This is a genomic window from Actinospineispora spinosispora DSM 44797 (genome assembly GCF_000429025.1).
GTDB lineage: Bacteria > Actinomycetota > Actinomycetes > Mycobacteriales > Pseudonocardiaceae > Pseudonocardia > Pseudonocardia spinosispora.
On record NZ_AUBB01000046.1, the window covers coordinates 41298 to 59182 of the forward strand.

Consider the following 17885-nt stretch of genomic DNA (forward strand, 5'->3'; position numbering starts at 1 on the left):
TCGCTAGATTTCGCAGGGCCGGACAGCGAGGGAGGACCGTCGGTGGGCGGCAGGTTCGACGGTCGCGTCGCCATCGTGACCGGCGCGGCGCGCGGAATCGGTGCGGCCACGGCCCGCCGGTTGGCGGCCGAGGGCGCGGCGGTCGCGCTGCTGGACGTCGCGCTCGACGCGGCGCGAGCGGTCGCCGAGGAGATCACCGCCACCGGCGGACGTGCGCTGGCGGTGCATTGCGACGTCGGCTCCGAGACGGCGTGGACCGACGCGGTGGCGCGCTGCCGGGCCGAGCTCGGGCCGGTGAACGTGCTGGTCAGCAATGCATTCATGACCGAGGTGCTACCCGCGGACGAGATGACGCTCGAATCCTGGCAGCGCCAGCTCACGGTCAACCTCACCGGTTCCTGGCTCGGGGTGCGGGCGTGCCTCGCCGATCTGCGCCGGCCGGGCGGAGCCGTCGTGCTGACCTCCTCGGTGCACGCGCTGGTCGGGCTGCCGGGGCGTTCGGCGTACGCGTCGGCGAAGGCGGGGCTGACCGGGCTGGCCCGCCAGCTCGCCACCGAGTACGGTTCCGCCGGCCTGCGGGTCAACTCGGTGCTGCCCGGGCCGGTCCTGACCGCCGCGTGGGATGGCGTGAGCAGCGAGGAGCAGGCGTCGAGCGCGGCACAGACGGTGCTCGGGCGGCTCGGTCAGCCGGAGGAGATCGCGGCCGCGATCGCGTTCCTGGCCAGCGACGACGCGTCCTTCGTGACCGGGACCGCGCTCATCGTGGATGGTGGCTGGAGCACGTACAAGACGTCGTACTGAAGAAGGAGAACATGCGGGACCAGACGATGTGGACCGCGCTGCCCGGCGAGCGGTTCGAGCTCGGCGAAGGCCTGCGCAGGCTCGACGACGGCCGGACGATCATGGTCGACATCCTGAGCGGCAGGCTGTTGCTGTTGCCCGAATCGCTCGACGAGCAGCCCTCGGTGCTGCTGGAGCTCAACGGCCCGCTGGGCGCGGTGGCACCTCGCGGTGACGGCTGGATCGCCGCGGCCGGCCCCGGCATCGCGCTGCTCGACGGAACCGAGGTGACCTGGCTGGCCCGCCCGGAGCAGGGTGAGCATCCGGCGATGCGGATGAACGACGGCGTCGCGGATCCGCACGGCCGGTTCTGGGCCGGGTCGATGGCCTACGGGGCGGTGCCCGGTGCGGGCGCGCTGTACCGGGTCGATCGGAACCGCTCGGTGGCCCAGGTCCTGACCGGTCTGACCGTCCCGAACGGGCCGGCGTTCACCGCCGACGGCGCCACGATGTACCTCGCGGACAGCGCGCACGGCGTGATCTACCGGTATCCGGTGGACCCGGACAGCGCCGCGCTCGGTCCGCGCTCCACGTTCGCGACGGTGCCGGTCGGCAGCCCGGACGGGATGACGGTCGACGACGAAGGGTGCCTGTGGTCGGCGATCTGGGGTGCCGGTGAGCTGCACCGGTACACCCCCGACGGCGACCTGGAGCGGGTCGTCCCGGTGCCGGCCGCCCAGCCGACCAGCGTCTGTCTGGCCGGCGACCGCCTGATCGTGACCACGGCCCGAACCGGCCTGTCCGACCCGACGGATCTGGACGGCGCGGTCCTGCACATGCCCGCTCCGGCAACGGCCCCACCAGCATCCACATTCCGCTGACAACTCACCCCCGGCTCGCTCTTCCAGGGGGTCTGGGGCAGGGGTCAGCGGGGAGCGGCGGTGCTTGCGCGCAGGACGAGGCGGGCGGGGAGGTGAATCCTGCGGGGGGTCGCGGGCGCTTCGGGATGTAGGACCAGGCTCATCGCCTCGCGGCCCATCCGTTCGAGGTCCAGCGCGACGGTGGACAGCGCGGGTGTCAGATGACGCACGATCGGGATGTCGTCGAAGCCGATGAGTGACAGGTGGTCCGGGATCGCCACGTCGTGCTCACGCAACGCGAGCAGCGCGCCGATCGCCATGATGTCGCTGACGCAGAACAGCGCTGTCGCCGGAATACCTGCCTTGACCAGGTCGTTCGCTGCCGCGTAGCCGCCGTCCTCGCTGAACTCCCGTTCGATGACCTGGACGTCGGACCGGGGGATGCCCGCCTCGGCGAGCGCATCGAGGAAACCGCCGACCCGGTGCGCGACCGTGCTCAGGTTCCGAGGCCCGCTGGCGACCGCGATCCGCCGGTGCCCGAGCTCGACCAGTGCTCTGGCGATCGCGGCCGCGCCACCGGAGTTGTCCGGCAGTACGGCGTCGCCGGGCAGGTCGTGGTGGCTGACGAACGCGTAGCGCCCGCCGGAGCCCTGGTAGTTCTCCAGCTCGCGGCCCATGTCACGCAGGTAGTCGGCGTCGTCGAAACCGCTGCCGACCAGCAGGATCGCCCGCGCGCGCTGGGCGCGCAGGGTGGAGACGTACTCGATCTCCCGTTCCGGGGAGCGGAACGTGCTGCCGAGTACGACGAGCGTGCCCTGCTCACCGGCGACCTGCATCGCGCCCCGGGTGATCGAGGAGAAGTACGGGTCACCGACGTCGTGCATGACCAGCCCGACGGTGTTGCTGGCGCCGGCGGCGAGCGCCTGGGCGTGCGCGTTCGGGACGTACTGCAGGCGGGTCGCGGCGTCGAGAACCCGGTCCCGAAGTTCGGGCCGGACCACTCGTTCCCCGCCGCTGAGCACCCTGGACGCGGTGGCGAGCGAGACCTTCGCGGCGCTCGCCACCTGCGCGAGCGTCACGTACCGCCCGGTTCCGGTATCCATGTTCCCCCCTTGACCCCCGATGGTGCCGCAGTCTAGCGTGCTGGAAAGCGCTTTCCGGAAAGGGCTTTCCGCACAGCCCCTACCCGGCACCAGAGACACAGAGGACGGCCCCATCGATGGAACGACGCAGCATCGGCATCGCGATGAACGGTGTGACCGGGCGGATGGGCTACAACCAGCACCTGGTCCGCTCGATACTGGCGATCCGCGAGCAGGGCGGCCTGGTCACCGAACACGGTCTCGTCTGGCCCGAGCCGATCCTGGTCGGACGCAACGAGGACAAGCTGCGCACGATCGCCGACAGGCACGGCCTCACCCGCTGGACCACGAGCCTGACCGAGGCGCTCGCCGAGCCGGACGTCGAGATCTACTTCGACGCGCAGACCACACAGCTGCACGACAAGTGCATCACGCAGGCGATCGAGGCCGGTAAGCACGTCTACGCGGAGAAGCCCCTGGCGGAGCAGCTCGACGTGGCACTGCACCTGGCCCGCGCGGCCCGCGACGCGGGCGTGCGCACCGGCGTCGTCCAGGACAAGCTCTTCCTCCCCGGGCTGCGCAAGCTGCGCAGGCTGCTCGACGGTGGCTTCTTCGGCCGGGTGCTCTCGGTGCGTGGCGAGTTCGGCTACTGGGTGTTCGAGGGTGACTGGCAGACCGCGCAGCGCCCGTCCTGGAACTACCGCACCGAGGACGGCGGCGGCGTCACGCTCGACATGTTCTGCCACTGGGAGTACGTCCTGCACAACCTGTTCGGGCGGGTGCGCAGCGTCCAGGCACTGTCCGCGACGCACATTCCGGAGCGGGTCGACGAGTCCGGCACCCGCTACGCGGCGACCGCGGACGACGCGGCGTACGGCATCTTCGAGCTGGACGGCGGGGTGATCGCGCAGATCAACTCGTCCTGGGCGGTCCGGGTGTTCCGCGACGAGCTGGTCGAGTTCCAGGTCGACGGCACCGAGGGCAGCGCCGTCGCGGGCCTGCGGCGCTGCCGGGTGCAGCACCGGTCGATGACACCGAAGCCGGTGTGGAACCCCGATGTGGCGAACCCGCTGGACTTCCGCGCGCAGTGGGCCGAGGTGCCGGACAACGAGGAGTTCGACAACGGCTTCAAGGTGCAGTGGGAGCAGTTCCTGCGCCACGTCGTCGACGGTGCCGACTGGCAGTTCGACTTCCTTGCCGCGGCGCGCGGTGTGCAGCTGGCCGAGCTGGGACTGCGGTCCGACGCCGAGGCGCGCCGGCTCGACGTCCCGGAGCTGTCGCTGTGACCCTGACCCTGCTCGACGCCGAGGGCCGGTCGACGCCGTACCGCCTGGTCGGCACGCCCCTGGACGTCACGGTGCACCGGGACGCGGCTCGGTCGCGCGTCGGGTACGCGGCGGCGCACGTCGTGGCGGACGTGCGCGCGGACAACACCCCGGGCCGGCCCGCGGTGCTGGACTGGGACGCTACGCTGGCCTTCCGTCATCACCTGTGGCGCCACGGGCTCGGTGTCGCCGACGCGATGGACACCGCACAGCGCGGCATGGGGCTGGACTGGGCCGCGACCGCCGAGCTGATCCGGCGTTCCGGCGCGGAAGCGGCGTCGGTCGGTGGTGCGCTGGTGTGTGGCGCGGGAACCGACCAGCTGCCCGGTGAGCACAGCCTCGACGTCATCGGGCGCGCGTACACCGAACAGCTCGCGGTCATCGAGGACGCCGGCGCGACGCCGGTGATCATGGCGAGCAGGGCGCTGGCGGCCACCGCGATCGGCCCGGACGACTACGCGTCGGTGTACGGCTCACTGTTGAAACAGGTCCGAGGGCCGGTGCTGCTGCACTGGCTGGGCCCGATGTTCGACCCGGCGCTGGCCGGTTACTGGGGCAGCGACGACCTCGACCGCGCCACCGAGTCGTTCCTGGCGATCGTCACCGAGCACGCCGAGGTGATCAACGGGGTGAAGGTGTCGCTGCTGGACGCCGAGCGGGAGGTCGCGCTGCGCCGCCGGCTGCCCGAGGGCGTGCGCTGTTACACCGGAGACGACTTCCACTACCCCGAGCTGATCCTCGGCGACGACCACGGTCACAGCGACGCGCTGCTGGGCGTCTTCGACCCGATCGCGCCATCCGCTTCGGCGGCTCTGGCCGCGCTGGACACCGGCGACCAGGACGCCTACCAGCGCATACTCCGTCCGACGGTCCCGCTGGCCAGGAAGATCTTCGAGGCGCCGACGTTCCACTACAAGACCGGGATCGTGTTCCTGGCCTGGCTGGCCGGCCACCAGCCGCACTTCACGATGGTCGCCGGAATGCAGTCCGCCAGGTCGCTACCCCACCTGTGCACCCTGTTCCGCCTGGCCGACGAGGCAGGCCTGCTCCCGGACCCCGACCAGGCAACCAGACGCATGCGCCTCCTCCTGACCACAGCAGGCATCCCCCAATGACCCCACTCACCCCTCCCGCCCTGCGCCCTCACCTCCCATCCACTGTCACGAATGTGGCTTTAGGGACGTTCAACGTCCCTAAAGCCACATTCGTGTCGTCGGGGGGCGGGGCATGAACGGGCTGAGCGTCAACCGGGCTTCGGTGCGGCAGTGGGAGCTGGAGGAGCTGGTCGTGGCCTGTGTCGCGCGCGGGGTCGAGGGCGTCGGGCTGTGGCGCGATGACGTCGAGACCTACGGGCTCGAGCGTGCCGCCGCGATCGTGCACGACGCAGGCATGACGGTCACCTCGCTGTGCCGGGGCGGCTTCTTCACCGACCCCGACGTGGCCGCCCGGCGCGAGGACAACCGCCGCGCGGTCGACGAGGCCGCCGCGCTGGGCACGGACGTCTTGATCCTGGTCTCCGGCGGTATCCAGCCCGGCAGCAAGGATTTGACCGGCGCCCGCGAGCAGGTCGCCGAGGCGATCGCCGACCTGGCGCCCTACGCGGGACAGCACGGTGTGCGGCTCGCGATCGAGGCGCTGCACCCGATGTTCTGCTCGGACCGGTGTGTCATCAACACGCTCGACCAGGCGCTGGACATCGCGGAGGAGCACCCGGTCGCACAGGTCGGGGTGGTCGTCGACGCCTACCACCAGTGGTGGGAACCCACCCTCGACGCCGCGATCGACCGCGCGGGCGAGCGGATCGTGTCCTTCCAGGTATCGGACTGGGTCACGCCGCTGCCCGAGGGCGTCCTCACCGGCCGGGGCCTCATGGGCGATGGCTGCATTCCGCTGCGGGCGCTGCGGGAAGCCGTCGAGAAGGCCGGCTACACCGGCCCGACCGAGGTCGAGATCTTCAACGACGAACTGTGGAACCGGCCGGGCGACGAGGCCCTGGATTCGATCATCGAGCGGTACCGAACTCACGTGATCTAGCCCAACGACGGGATAGGCAGTCATGAGCACAGCAGACGAGCCCAGGCAGGACACGACGACAGCGGCCGACAACACCGTCGCCCGCCTGGAACGCATCCCGTTCGGCAGGGTGCATTTCCGGGTGGCCTCGCTGCTCGGCGTCGGCACGTTCTTCGACGCATTCGACTCACTCGTCATCGCCACCGTGCTGACCGTGGTGATCAACGCGTTCCAGGTCGACTTCGGCTACGCGGGCCTGCTGATCAGCGTCGCCTACATCGGCCAGTTCGTCGGCGCGTTGGTGCTGGGCGCGATGGCGGAGCGGTTCGGCAGGCGGCTGGCGTTCATCATCTCGCTCGGCACGTTCGGCCTGCTCAGCCTCGCCGCGGCGTGCGCGTGGAACGTCGAGTCGCTGCTCGTGCTGCGCCTGCTGCAGGGCATCGGGCTCGGCGCGGAGGTGCCGATCGCGGGCGCTCTGTTCAACGAGTTCGTCCGAGGCCGCAGCCGGGGCCGGGCGGTGATGATCTACGAGAGCATCTTCAGCTGGGGCATCCTGCTGGCGCCGCTCATCGGTCTGCTGTTCTTCAGTGTGTTCGGCCCCGAGCTGGGCTGGCGGCTGCTGTTCGTGTTCGGCGCGATCCCGGTGGTCGTGGCGCTGATCGCCTACCGCACGCTGCCCGAGTCACCCCGGTGGCTGGCCGAGCGCGGCCGGTTCGCCGAGGCCGGCCGGCTGCTGGACGAGATGGAGCAGGACGCGGCCACGCGCGGTGTGGTGCTCGCCGAACCCGAGGTCCGCGCGCCCGCCGACGTCAAACCGACCAGGTTCGGCGAGCTGTTCAGCGATACCTACCGGCGGCGCACGGCGCTGTCCTGGGTGACCTGGTTCTGCGGCTACTTCATCCTGTACGGCTTCTCCACCTGGCTGCCCACGCTGTACGTGCGGCTCGGCGGCCTCGCCACGAACAACGCGCTCGGTCTGACCGCGATCGTCAGCGCGCTGTACCTGATCGAGATCTACGTGTTCGCGCTGACCGTGGACCGGATCGGGCGCAAGCCGTGGTTCGTCGGCGGGTTCGCGCTCGCGGTGCTCGGCGGGGCGTTCGGCTGCGTGGCGATCCTGCTCGGCGCGACCGCGTGGCCGGTGCTGTTCGTCGCCGGTCTGCTGATGGGCCTTGGTATCAGCCCGGTCACCGCGGGCCTGTACCTGTACACCCCGGAGCTGTACCCGACGCGCATGCGGGCCTGGGCGACCGCGACCGGCAGCAGCATGAACCGGGTGGCCAGCGCGATCGGCCCGATGCTGGTCGGCGCGCTGCTGGGCGCCGGGCTCGGGCTGGGCAGCGTGTTCGCCGCGTTCGGGGTGGTTGCGCTGGTCGGCCTGGTGGTGATGGCCTGGCTGGGCATCGAGACCAAACAACGAGTACTCGAGGAGCTGGCGCAGTGACGTCGAAAAGCATGAAGACCACCCTGGTCGGCAGCTATCCGATCCCGTCCTGGCTGCGTGCGGCGCCGTCCAGGGAGGCGTTGACCGACGCGACCTCGGTCGTGTTCGCGCTGCAGCAGCGGGCCGGCATCGAGCTGCTGACCGACGGCGAGCTGTCCCGGTTCGACGTCAACCATCCCGAGACCAACGGCATGATCGAGTACTTCGTGCGTCCGCTCGGCGGGGTGCGCGCCTCGGTGACCCGCTCGGACGTCGCGCGGTTCGCCGCCCAGCCCCACCTGGGGTTCCGCGCACGCCCCGCCGGGGTGGTCACCGGCGAGCTGGACGAGGGCACGCTGGACCTCGTCGGCGCCTACCGCGCGGCGCGCGCGGTGGCCACCGGCCCGGTCAAGTTCACCGTGACGAGCCCGTACATGCTGGCCCGCACGCTGCTCGACGAGCACTACGGCGACCTGCGGTCGCTCGCGCTGGCGATCGCGCGGGTGTTCGCCGACCAGGTCCGGGAGATCGACGCGGACGTACTGCAGGTCGACGAGGCGAACGTGCCGGGTCGCCCGGAGGACGCCGCGCTGGCCGCCGAGGCGATCAACATCGTGCTCGATGCCGCGCCCGGTACCCCGGCCGTGCACCTGTGCTTCGGCAACTACAACGGCCAGCGGGTGCAGACCGGCCGGATGCACGAGCTGTTCGAGTTCTTCGCCGCCCTGCGTGCCGACCACGTCGTGCTCGAAGCGGCCAGGCACGACACCGACGACCTGAAGATCCTGGCCGAGCTGGACACGCTGCGGTTCGGCATCGGCGTAATCGACGTGAAGGACACCCAGATCGAGAGCGCCGACGTCGTGGCCGGCCGCATCGAGCGCGCGGCCGCCTGGCTCGGTGACCCCGGCCGCATCGAGTACGTGCACCCGGACTGCGGTTTCTGGATCCTGGCCCGCTCGATCGCGGACGGCAAGATCGCGGCGCTCGTAGCCGGACGGGACCGCTACCTTGGCCGCTGACCGTTCCGGCCTCGTGAGTGACGAGTATGGCCAGGGCCATACGGAACACTCACGAGGACGTGAGGTGGCCGCGGCCAGCGAGTGCACGGCGACCGTGGCCGACGAACTGACCGTGACCGACGAACTGACCGTGGCCGACGAGCTGGCCACGCTCGACCGGGGGCTGTGGTGGCCATCCGACGCGGTCGTCGCGGACCTGGCCGCGGTCACCGGCGACGTGCTGCTGCTCGGCGCCGGTGGCAAACTCGGCCTGAGCCTGGCCACGATGGCACGTCTCGCTCTGGACCGTGCCGAGCGGGCCGAGCGAGCCGACGGAATCGACCGAGCGGTCGCTCGGCGCAGGGTCGTCGCGGTGTCCCGCTTCGCCGACCCCGGCGCGACGGAGCCCTTCCACGACGCCGGTGTCGAGACCATCGCGGCGGACCTGTCCGATCCCGGGGCGCTGCGTGGCCTGCCGGACGCGGAGAACGTCATCTACCTGGTCGGCCGCAAGTTCGGTACCCACGGTGACCCGTGGGCGACCTGGGCGGTCAACACCTACCTCGCCGCACAGGTCGCGCAGCGCTTCGTCGGGTCGCGCATCGTCGCCTTCTCCACCGGCAACGTCTACCCGCTGACCCCGGTCGGCTCCGGCGGAGCGGACGAGAACACTGCCCCGAGCCCGGTCGGCGAGTACGCACAGTCCTGCCTCGGGCGTGAACGGCTGCTGCAGCACGTGTCGATCAGCACCGGGACCCCGATGTCGATCCTGCGGCTCAACTACGCGATCGACCTGCGCTACGGCGTCCTGCACGACATCGCCCGCGCGGTCTGGGCCTCGGAGCCGGTCGACGTGACGATGGGCAGCGTCAACGTGCTGTGGCAGGGCGACGTCAACGCGATGACGCTGCGCTCGCTGCGGCACTGCACATCACCGCCGGACGTCCTGAACCTGACCGGTCCGGAGACCGTGTCGGTGCGCTGGCTGGCGACCGAGTTCGCGGCACGACTGGGCCGGGAGCCGATCATCGCTGGTCAGGAGGCCTCGACCGCGCTGCTGTCCAACGCATCCCGGGCGATGGCCCGTTTCGGTTACCCGACGGTGTCGGTGCGGGAGATGATCGAGAAGACCTGCCGGTGGATCGAGGCGGGCGGCCCGAGCCACGGCAAACCCACGAAGTTCGAGCAACGCGGCGGGGTGTTCTGAACGATGCTGACCAGCAAGGCGAACGCGCTGCGGGACGGCGTCGTGATCCCCGCCCACCCGCTCGCGCTCACCGCCGAGCGCCGTCTCGACGAGGCGCGGCAACGGGCTCTGACCAGGTACTACCTCGACGCGGGCGCGGGCGGTGTCGCGGTCGGGGTACACACCACCCAGTTCGCGATCCACGATCCGGCTGTCGGTCTCTACCGTCCGGTGCTGGAGCTGGCCGCCGAGGAGCTCGGGGACTCCCCGGGTCTGCGGGTCGCCGGCGTTCTTGGTCCGACCGAGCGGTCGATCGGCGAAGCGACGATAGCCGCTGACCTGGGCTATGACCTGGCGCTGGTCGCGGCGAGCTCGTGGGCCGACGCGACCGAGGACGAGATCCTCACCGGTGTCGCGGAGGTCGGCGCGATCATGCCGATCTTCGGCTTCTATCTGCAGCCTGCGGTCGGCGGCCGACACTTCGGCTACCGGTTCTGGCGTCGCTTCCTGGAGCTGGACTCGGTGCGCGCCATCAAGATCGCGCCGTTCGACCGGTACCGCACACTCGACGTCGTCCGCGCGGTGGCTGACTCCGGCCGCGCCGGGGACGTGGCGCTCTACACCGGCAACGACGACAACATCGTCGCCGACCTGCTGACGCCGTTCGACGGTGGCGTGCGCATGGTGGGTGGTCTACTCGGGCAGTTCGCGGTGTGGACGGCGGCCGCCGTGCGGCTGCACGCGCGGATCCGCGAGGTCGTGACCTCCGGTGAGGCGGTCCCGGCTGAGCTGCTGAGGGTCGGTGCGCAGCTCACCGACGCCAACGCGGCGGTGTTCGACGCCGCGAACGGTTTCGCCGGCTGCATCCCCGGCATCCACGAGGTGTTGCGCCGCGACGGTGTGCTCGCGGGCAGGTGGTGCCTGGACCCGGCCGAGGAACTGTCCCCGGGTCAGCTGGCCGATATCGACCGGGTCTGGCACGCCTACCCGAACCTGCGTACTACTTCTTGAAGGCCCGCGTCACGTCCTTGGCGGCGTCCTTCACGCTCTCGCCTGCCTGCTTCACTCCGGCCTTGCCCTGGTCGACGAGACCTTCGGCCTGCAGTTCCTCGTCACCGATGATCCGGCCGGTGGTCTCCTTGGCCTTGCCCTTGAGCTCTTCGGCCTTGTTCTTTGCCTTGTCGACGATGCCCATCTCGGAGCACTCCTCCACTGGCGATGCAGGCCCGGCGCTTCCGGGCTCTGCCTCTTGGATGCCCGCTACGACGAATTAGTTTCGCCGCACGGGATGTGATGGTCGGCACAGTCTTCCGCGTCGAGCTCACGGACCGAGGCGGAGAACCTCGTCGGGTGAATACCGCGGTGCCCCTGTGTCGATTGATGTGATCGACTGTCTGGATGGACGGCGACCTGCTGGAACGGATGGAGCGCAACCTCGCCAGGCACGGGGGCTACCTGCACGCCGCGTTACCCGGCGCGACGGTCACCGACGGCGAGGACCTGGTGGTCAACGACAGCGGGATCGACGACGACACGTTCAACATCGTCGCGGCCGCAAGGTTCACCGAGGCGACGGTCGACACGCGGATCGAGCAGATCCTGGAAGAGCTGCGGGCGACCGGACGCACGTTCTCCTGGTGGGTCGGTCCGGCGTCGCGGCCGAGCTACCTGCGTACCCGGCTGGTCGCGGCGGGCCTGGCCGAGTCGGAGCACGAGGTCGCGATGTGGGCGCCGCTGGACACCCTGCCGGTGCCGTTGCCGGTCCCCGACTTCGAGATCCGGCAGGTCGCGACGCGGGAGCAGTTCGCCGAGTTCGCCGCCATCCAGGCCGCGAACTGGGACCCGCCCGCCCCCGGCGTACTGCGCTTCTTCGAGCTGACCGCCGACCTGGCGCTGAAGCCGGACTCGCCGGGTCGTTTCCTGGTCGGCTATCACCTGGGCGCGCCGGTGTGCGCGGCCGAAGCGGTCGATCACGCTGGCGTCGTCGGCATCTACAACGTCTCGACGCTGCGCGCGCACCGCCGCCGCGGCTACAGCACCGCGATCATGCTGGCGCTCATGCACGCGGCTCGGGCCGACGGCTCGACCACGGTCGTGCTGCAGGCCTCCGCCGACGGCGAGCCGGTCTACCGGCGCCTCGGTTTCCGGTCGGTCGGCGAGTACTCCGAGTTCGCCGTCGCTCCCTGAGCCTGGCGGTGTACAAACCCTGGGTACAGAGGTCCGGCGAACCGGGTCACAGCGGAAGGGACGGGGTAATGAGCGAGCCGCCACAGGGACTGCCGCGCTATCGGGTGCTGACCGGCCCCGACGACGAACGGTTCTGCCGTCGGGTCAGCGACGCGCTTGACCTGGGCTACCAGCTGCACGGCAGCCCGGCGCTGACCTTCGACGGTGACGCGGTGATCGTCGCGCAGGCCATCCTCTGGCCGGCGGACTAGACCGTCCAGTTCAGTGTTCGGCCGGCGGCTACTTCTCCGGGACGTTGGTGCGGACCTCGGCGAGCCAGGCCGCCGCTGACATGTCCGAGGGCGCCCGCCAGTCACCGCGCGGAGACAGCGAGCCGCCCGCGGAGACCTTCGGCCCGTTGGGCAGCGCCGAGCGCTTGAACTGGCTGAAGCTGTAGAAGCGCTGGACGAACACCTCCAGCCAGTGCCGGATCTCGGCGAGTGAGTACTCGGGGCGCTCGTCGACCGGGAAGCCCGGCGGCCAGTTGCCGAGCGTGGCGTCGTGCCAGGCGTGGTAGGCGAGGAACGCGACCTTCGACGGACGGAAGCCGTGGCGCAGCACGTGGAACAGCGAGAAGTCCTGCAGCGCGTACGGCCCGACCTTCGCTTCACTGCTCTGCGCGACCCCGTCCGCACCGATCGGCACGAGCTCCGGGGTGATCTCGGTGTCCAGCACCGACTGCAGCACCTCACCCACCTCGCCGGGGAACTGCTTCGACGAGATCACCCAGCGGATCAGGTGCTGGATGAGCGTCTTCGGCACGCCGCCGTTGACGTTGTAGTGCGACATCTGGTCGCCGACCCCGTAGGTCGACCAGCCCAGGGCCAGCTCGGACAGGTCACCGGTGCCTGCCACGATGCCGCCGCGCTGGTTCGCGGCCCTGAACAGGTAGTCGGTGCGCAGACCGGCCTGGACGTTCTCGAAGGTGATGTCGTAGACCGGCTCGCCGCCGGCGAACGGATGGCCCAGCTCGGTGAGCATGAGCCGCGCCGTCGGGCTGATGTCGATCTCTTCGAACGTGATGCCGAGTGCTTCGGCGAGCCGGTGTGCGTTGCCCTTGGTGTGCTCGCCGGTGGCGAAACCGGGCAGGGTGAACCCGAGGATGTCGCTGCGCGGCCTGCCCTGGCGGTCCATCGCGCGGGCCGCGACGATCAGCGCGTGCGTCGAGTCGAGGCCGCCGGAGATGCCGATGACGATCTTGGGCTGGCCGATCGCCCGTAGCCGCTGTTCGAGGCCGGCGACCTGGATGCTGTACGCCTCGTAGCAGTCCTGTTCGAGCCGGTCGGGGTCGGCGGGCACGAACGGGAACCGTTCCAGCGTGCGCAGCAGACCGAGATCGTCCTCCGGTGGATCGAGGGCGAAGTCGATCCGGCGGAACCCGTCGGTGCGCGCCGCGTGTGTGCGGCGGTTGTCGTCGAACGTGCCCATGCGGGCCCGTTCGGCACGCAGCAGGTCGAGGTCGACGTCGGCGACCGAGTGCCGCTCACCGGCGGGGAACCGCTCGGTCTCGGCGAGCAGCGTGCCGTTCTCGTAGATCATCGTCTGGCCGTCCCAGGCCAGGTCGGTGCTCGACTCGCCCTCGCCGGCCGCCGCGTACACGTACGCGGCGAGGCACCGCGACGACGCCGAACGGCACATCAGCTTGCGGTCCTCGGCCCGGCCGACGGTGATCGGGCTGCCGGACAGGTTCGCCAGCACGGTCGCCCCGGCGAGCGCGGCCTCGGCGCTCGGCGGGATCGGCACCCACATGTCCTCGCAGATCTCGACGTGCAGCACGAAGCCGGGCAGGTCGGTGGCGCTGAACAGCAGGTCCGGCCCGAACGGAACTTCGGCGTCGCCCAGCCGCAGCGAACCCCGCACATCGTCGCCTGCCGCGAGCTGGCGGCGCTCGTAGAACTCCCGGTACAGCGGCAGGTACGACTTCGGCGCGACACCCAGGATTCTGCCCCGATGGATGACGACGGCGGTGTTGTACACCCGGTGCCGGTGGCGCAGCGGAGCCCCGACGACCAGCACCGGCAACAGCCGCGCCGACGCCGCCACGACGTCCGCCAACGCATGCTCGACCTCGTCCAGCAGCGTGTCCTGCAGGAGGATGTCCTCGATCGAGTAGCCGCACAGGGTCAGCTCCGGGAACACGACCAGCCCGATGCCCTCGTCGTGGCAGGCCCGTGCCGAGTTGATCACTGTCTCGGCGTTGGCGGCGGGGTTCCCGATCGCGGTGCGGGTGGTGACGGCCGCCACCCGCAGGAACCCGTGCCCGTACAGGGACCGAAAGCTCATGTCCCCAGTGTCCCAGTCCCAGGTCGGCGCCCCAGCAGATCCCATTTGTTGCCGGAGACGTCGGTGAACACGACGACCGTCCCGTACGGTTCGTCCCTCGGCTCCTCCAGGAACTCGACGCCCGCCGCGCGCATGCGTGCGTAGTGCACGTCGAAGTTGTCCACCCGCAGGAAGAAGCCGACGCGACCGGCGAACTGCCTGCCGATCGCGGCGGTCTGCTCGTCTCCCTCGGCACGCGCCAGCAGGATGCCGCTGCCCGCCCCCGGCGGCCGCACCACGACCCAGCGCTTCGGCTGCCCGCTGTGCGTGGTCACCGCCGGGGAGTCCTCGACGAGGTCGAAGCCCAGCGCGTCGACGAAGAACGTGATGGCCTCGTCGTAGTCGCGGACGATCAGCGAGGTGAGCTCCAGGTGCACCGCTCAGCCGACCCACACGGTCTTGAGGTTGCAGAACTCCCGGATGCCGTGCCCGGACAGCTCGCGCCCGTAACCGGACCGCTTCACCCCGCCGAAGGCCAGCTCCGGGTACGACACGGTCATGCCGTTGATGAACACCTGACCGGCGTACAGGTCGGCGATGAACCGGTCCTGTTCGTCGGCGTCGTCGGTCCAGGCGTTGGAGCCGAGCCCGAAGGTGGTGGCGTTGGCGACCTCGATCGCCTCGTCGATGTCGGCGACCCGGTACAGCGAGGCGACCGGCCCGAAGACCTCCTCCAGGTACATGCGCATGTCCTTGGTGATGTCGCTGATCACCGTCGGCGGGTAGAACCAGCCCGGACCTTCGGGACGCGTCCCGCCGCACAGGACGGTCGCGCCGGCCTTGACCGCGTCGTCGACCAGCTCCTCGACGTCCTCGCGGCCCTGTTCGGTGGCCAGCGGACCGACGTCGGTGTCGTCGTCGAACGGGTCGCCGACGGTCAGTTCCTTCATGCGCGCCACGAACCGCTCGGCGAACGCGTCGTAGACGTCGGTGTGCACGATGAACCGCTTGGCGGCGATGCAGGACTGTCCGTTGTTCTGCACACGCGCGGTGACCGCGACCTCGGCGGCCTTGTCCAGGTCGGCGGAGGGCATGACGACGAACGGGTCGCTGCCGCCGAGCTCGAGGACGGTGTGTTTGACCTCGTCACCGCAGATCGCGGCGACCGAGCGTCCGGCGGGTTCGCTGCCGGTCAGGGTTGCGGCGACGACGCGGTGGTCCCGCAGCACCGCTTCGACCTGGCTGGAGGAGATCAGCAGGGTCTGGAAACAGCCCTCCGGGAATCCGCCCCGCAACAGCAGGTCGGACAGGTACAGCGCGGTCTGCGGAACGTTCGACGCGTGCTTGAGCAGCCCGACGTTGCCGGCCATGAGCGCAGGCGCGGCGAACCGGACGACCTGCCACAGCGGGAAGTTCCAGGGCATGACCGCGAGGACAACGCCGAGCGGCTGGTAGCGCATCCACGCTTTGCTGGCGCCGACCGCGTCGGCGTCGCCCGGTTCGTCGGCGAGGAACTCTTCGGCATGGTCGGCGTAGTACCGCATGCCCTTGGCACATTTCTGGGCCTCGGCGCGCGCGGACTTGAACGTCTTGCCCATCTCGGTCGTCATCAGCCGACCCACTTCGTCGGCCTCGGCGTCGAGCAGGTCCGCGCTGGCCCGCAGCCAGTCGGCGCGCTCGGCAAAGCTCGTCTTGCGGTAGCTGTGCCAACGTGAGTGCGCCAGCTCGATCTTCTGCTGGACCTCGGCCGTGCTCGCCGCGTCGAACGTCTTGACCGTCTCGCCGGTAGCCGGGTTGATCGTGGCGATAGCCATGGGGTGGAGCCTCCAGTCTGAGTGCTTGCCTGCACACCGATTACCCAGGCCTACCACTCACACACGCACGCCGCCTGCGCAGCTCAGCGATCAGTACACGCGCGTGGGTCTTCGGCGTGCCGTTTGGGTGGGGTCGAGCCATTTGGGTGGGATGAATTCGGGCCATCCGTCTCGGATTCTGACGGTCCAGCCGCTGGTGTGGATCATGCGGTGGTGTTGTTTGCACAGCAGCATGCAGTTGTCGAGGTCGGTCCGGCCGCCGGCGCTCCATTCGATGACGTGGTGGACCTGGCACCAGTGCGGTGGCCGGGTGCAGCCAGGGTGGGCGCAGCCCCGGTCGCGGACGGTGAGAGCTTTGCGGAGCCCGGTTGGTGCGGTGCGGCTCTCGTATCCGACGTCGATGGGGAGGCTCTTGCCGCCGAGTACGACTGGGGTGATGCCGCAGTCGCACAGCATGGCGCGTAGGTAGGAGGCGGGGGCTTTGCCGCCGAACTCCAGCTGCGCGCCGCGTGCTTTCTGCTGTAGGTCGCGTTCGGTCATGATGACCGTGACATGAGGCCGGACTCCGCCTTCGGCGGGTAGCCGGCCTTCGTCCAGGGAGTGGGAGCAGATTTCGGCGAGTGCGTCGGCTTGGCGTTGGGGCAGAGTCTTGCCCTCGTCTGCCTCGGGCAACAGCTTGGCCAGCACAGCGCGCTTTATTTCTTCGAACGACCCGGCGTCGAGGGTGCCTTTGATCCAGCCCCCACCGTCGGGGTTCGGGGTGAGCCACAGTTCGTTGAGCAGCTCATCGCATCCGTCTTCGCCGGGTTCGGGTCCGTCTTGGTCGAGGTGGCTGATCAACCAGTGCGCTTCAACGGCCAGTTGGTGGGGTGAGAGTGTGCGTGCCCATTCGGAGAATGTCTGCTCAACGCTCGACCAGGCGTCGGGGTTCAGGCGTCCGGCGGCGCGGCTGTTCAACACGATGTCGATGACGAGGCCGTGGGCGGGGTCGATCGTGTAGTCGGCCAACGCCGAGGCGGTGTGCGGCAGCTTCGGTGCCAGGGCCTCACCGGTCAGCGTCACGGTGGGAAACACGTTCCCGGCCAGCCTGGCTACCTTGTATGCCTCGGCCGGTTTGATCTGCAGAATGTCGGCGACGGCGGCTTTGGCTACGACTCCGCGTTCGGCGAACTCGCCTTCGGCGTCTAGCCGGGAGATGAGGTACAGCTCGTTGTAGCGGGAGCGGCGTTGGATGTGGTGGCGTTCGTATTGCAGTCGGTCGATCAGTTCTTGACCTGCGCAGGCGTGCAACGTCGACATCCCGTTCGGGGTGTCGGTGTTGAGCGCGGTTTCGGTCATGACCCTATGGTCTCAGGGGGGTCTGACAGTTTTGCAGCAAAATCCGGGACTCCGGGGAAAAAGTTTTAGAGAAGTTGAAGCCCCGGAGGTTGCGTCGCCGACGTACCCGACTACGGTCCCCGACCCGCGAGCCAAAGGCGCAGGCTGGGTGCCTGCTAACTGGCTGTTGTTGCTGTTTAAAGATTGTTACTGCAAACAAATTTCTTCGCGAGCAGTCGCAGGTGTGGGACCAGTCGTGTTGTGTGTTCGCCGCATACTCCACCCTTGCCCCGCGATCCTGGCCTGCTTCTTGGTGTGGCCAGTCGTTGTCAATCCTTTACTTCGACCCTGCTGCATGTGCACCAGGAGGCTGCGTCGAAGCGCGAAGCGGGATTGACAACGACCGGCCGCACCAAGAACGATCGATGGCCAGCGGGGAACAAAACCCTCAAGAACTGAGCCGAGAAACAGCAACCTCAACATCGCCAGAGGATGCCCGGTTGTAGGGCAGCTTCCCCAGCAGAGTGCCCATGGCGCACGTATTGCTCACAGCGGAGAACACGAGACCGGCCCCGATGGCTCCGGCGAGAAACCGG

17 protein-coding genes are annotated in these 17885 nt (G+C 69.5%); 11 read left to right on the forward strand and 6 right to left on the reverse strand.

The features are described 5' to 3' along the window. Positions 1-42 precede the first annotated feature (42 nt). Positions 43-801 carry an SDR family NAD(P)-dependent oxidoreductase gene (locus G406_RS0119935; RefSeq protein ID WP_028935178.1) on the forward strand — a complete coding sequence of 253 codons (759 nt, stop codon included), beginning with the start codon at positions 43-45 and terminating at the stop codon, positions 799-801. 11 nt (positions 802-812) lie between these two features. Next, positions 813-1661 carry an SMP-30/gluconolactonase/LRE family protein gene (locus tag G406_RS0119940; protein ID WP_084216219.1) on the forward strand — a complete coding sequence of 283 codons (849 nt, stop codon included), beginning with the start codon at positions 813-815 and terminating at the stop codon, positions 1659-1661. A gap of 44 nt (positions 1662-1705) precedes the next feature. Here the strand turns inward: G406_RS0119940 and G406_RS0119945 are convergent, their stop codons facing one another. Beyond that, positions 1706-2743: a LacI family DNA-binding transcriptional regulator gene (locus G406_RS0119945; protein WP_028935180.1), complete on the reverse strand. Its 1038-nt coding sequence runs from the start codon at positions 2741-2743 to the stop codon at positions 1706-1708. A gap of 116 nt (positions 2744-2859) precedes the next feature. On the opposite strand from G406_RS0119945, the gene G406_RS0119950 reads away from it, so the two are divergent. From G406_RS0119950 to G406_RS48250, 7 genes are all read left to right on the forward strand, one after another. Further along, positions 2860-4008: a Gfo/Idh/MocA family protein gene (locus G406_RS0119950; RefSeq protein ID WP_028935181.1), complete on the forward strand. Its 1149-nt coding sequence runs from the start codon at positions 2860-2862 to the stop codon at positions 4006-4008. Beyond that, positions 4005-5162: a dihydrodipicolinate synthase family protein gene (locus tag G406_RS0119955; RefSeq protein ID WP_028935182.1), complete on the forward strand. Its 1158-nt coding sequence runs from the start codon at positions 4005-4007 to the stop codon at positions 5160-5162. Before G406_RS0119950 ends, G406_RS0119955 begins: the two co-directional genes overlap by 4 nt. A gap of 112 nt (positions 5163-5274) precedes the next feature. Next, on the forward strand, positions 5275-6081 hold the full coding sequence (locus G406_RS0119960) for a sugar phosphate isomerase/epimerase family protein (protein WP_037077491.1): 807 nt from the start codon (positions 5275-5277) through the stop codon (positions 6079-6081). 22 nt (positions 6082-6103) lie between these two features. Continuing rightward, entirely contained in the window at positions 6104-7504 is a 1401-nt protein-coding gene (locus G406_RS0119965; protein ID WP_028935184.1) for an MFS transporter, read from the forward strand. A gap of 11 nt (positions 7505-7515) precedes the next feature. Further along, on the forward strand, positions 7516-8505 hold the full coding sequence (locus G406_RS0119970; protein ID WP_084216220.1) for a cobalamin-independent methionine synthase II family protein: 990 nt from the start codon (positions 7516-7518) through the stop codon (positions 8503-8505). Positions 8506-8569: 64 nt separating this feature from the next. Continuing rightward, a complete protein-coding gene (locus tag G406_RS0119975) occupies positions 8570-9691 on the forward strand; it encodes an NAD-dependent epimerase/dehydratase family protein (RefSeq protein WP_245607169.1) in 1122 nt (373 codons plus the stop codon). A gap of 3 nt (positions 9692-9694) precedes the next feature. Then, positions 9695-10681, forward strand: a complete 987-nt coding sequence (locus G406_RS48250; protein ID WP_037077493.1) for a dihydrodipicolinate synthase family protein — start codon at positions 9695-9697, stop codon at positions 10679-10681. Here the strand turns inward: G406_RS48250 and G406_RS0119985 are convergent. Further along, positions 10671-10865 (reverse strand): CsbD family protein, encoded by a 195-nt coding sequence (locus G406_RS0119985; RefSeq protein ID WP_028935187.1) that lies wholly within the window; start codon positions 10863-10865, stop codon positions 10671-10673. The genes G406_RS48250 and G406_RS0119985 overlap by 11 nt on opposite strands. A gap of 203 nt (positions 10866-11068) precedes the next feature. On the opposite strand from G406_RS0119985, the gene G406_RS0119990 reads away from it, so the two are divergent. Then, positions 11069-11857 (forward strand): GNAT family N-acetyltransferase, encoded by a 789-nt coding sequence (locus G406_RS0119990; RefSeq protein WP_028935188.1) that lies wholly within the window; start codon positions 11069-11071, stop codon positions 11855-11857. 68 nt (positions 11858-11925) lie between these two features. Further along, complete coding sequence (locus tag G406_RS0119995) at positions 11926-12108, forward strand: DUF1737 domain-containing protein (protein ID WP_028935189.1); 183 nt, start codon at positions 11926-11928, stop codon at positions 12106-12108. Between the two features lie 28 nt (positions 12109-12136). Here the strand turns inward: G406_RS0119995 and G406_RS0120000 are convergent, their stop codons facing one another. The 4 genes from G406_RS0120000 to G406_RS54215 form a co-directional block, all read right to left on the reverse strand. Then, positions 12137-14179, reverse strand: coding sequence for an NAD(+) synthase (locus G406_RS0120000; protein WP_028935190.1), 2043 nt, complete (start codon positions 14177-14179; stop codon positions 12137-12139). Further along, positions 14176-14595 (reverse strand): VOC family protein, encoded by a 420-nt coding sequence (locus G406_RS0120005; protein ID WP_028935191.1) that lies wholly within the window; start codon positions 14593-14595, stop codon positions 14176-14178. Before G406_RS0120005 ends, G406_RS0120000 begins: the two co-directional genes overlap by 4 nt. A gap of 3 nt (positions 14596-14598) precedes the next feature. Continuing rightward, on the reverse strand, positions 14599-15972 hold the full coding sequence (locus G406_RS0120010; protein WP_028935192.1) for an NADP-dependent succinic semialdehyde dehydrogenase: 1374 nt from the start codon (positions 15970-15972) through the stop codon (positions 14599-14601). Positions 15973-16062: 90 nt separating this feature from the next. Then, entirely contained in the window at positions 16063-17310 is a 1248-nt protein-coding gene (locus G406_RS54215; protein ID WP_051342389.1) for an HNH endonuclease signature motif containing protein, read from the reverse strand. Positions 17311-17885 lie beyond the last annotated feature (575 nt).

What these genes read in the sequence shown, in the direction of transcription:
- G406_RS0119940 (WP_084216219.1), top strand. Translation starts at nt 813, where the DNA reads ATGCGGGACCAGACGATGTGGACCGCGCTGCCCGGCGAGCGGTTCGAG.
- G406_RS0119945 (WP_028935180.1), bottom strand. Translation starts at nt 2,743, where the DNA reads ATGGATACCGGAACCGGGCGGTACGTGACGCTCGCGCAGGTGGCGAGC.
- G406_RS0119950 (WP_028935181.1), top strand. Translation starts at nt 2,860, where the DNA reads ATGGAACGACGCAGCATCGGCATCGCGATGAACGGTGTGACCGGGCGG.
- G406_RS0119960 (WP_037077491.1), top strand. Translation starts at nt 5,275, where the DNA reads ATGAACGGGCTGAGCGTCAACCGGGCTTCGGTGCGGCAGTGGGAGCTG.
- G406_RS0119965 (WP_028935184.1), top strand. Translation starts at nt 6,104, where the DNA reads ATGAGCACAGCAGACGAGCCCAGGCAGGACACGACGACAGCGGCCGAC.
- G406_RS0119970 (WP_084216220.1), top strand. Translation starts at nt 7,516, where the DNA reads ATGAAGACCACCCTGGTCGGCAGCTATCCGATCCCGTCCTGGCTGCGT.
- G406_RS48250 (WP_037077493.1), top strand. Translation starts at nt 9,695, where the DNA reads ATGCTGACCAGCAAGGCGAACGCGCTGCGGGACGGCGTCGTGATCCCC.
- G406_RS0119985 (WP_028935187.1), bottom strand. Translation starts at nt 10,865, where the DNA reads ATGGGCATCGTCGACAAGGCAAAGAACAAGGCCGAAGAGCTCAAGGGC.
- G406_RS0119990 (WP_028935188.1), top strand. Translation starts at nt 11,069, where the DNA reads ATGGACGGCGACCTGCTGGAACGGATGGAGCGCAACCTCGCCAGGCAC.
- G406_RS0119995 (WP_028935189.1), top strand. Translation starts at nt 11,926, where the DNA reads ATGAGCGAGCCGCCACAGGGACTGCCGCGCTATCGGGTGCTGACCGGC.
- G406_RS0120000 (WP_028935190.1), bottom strand. Translation starts at nt 14,179, where the DNA reads ATGAGCTTTCGGTCCCTGTACGGGCACGGGTTCCTGCGGGTGGCGGCC.
- G406_RS0120010 (WP_028935192.1), bottom strand. Translation starts at nt 15,972, where the DNA reads ATGGCTATCGCCACGATCAACCCGGCTACCGGCGAGACGGTCAAGACG.
- G406_RS54215 (WP_051342389.1), bottom strand. Translation starts at nt 17,310, where the DNA reads ATGACCGAAACCGCGCTCAACACCGACACCCCGAACGGGATGTCGACG.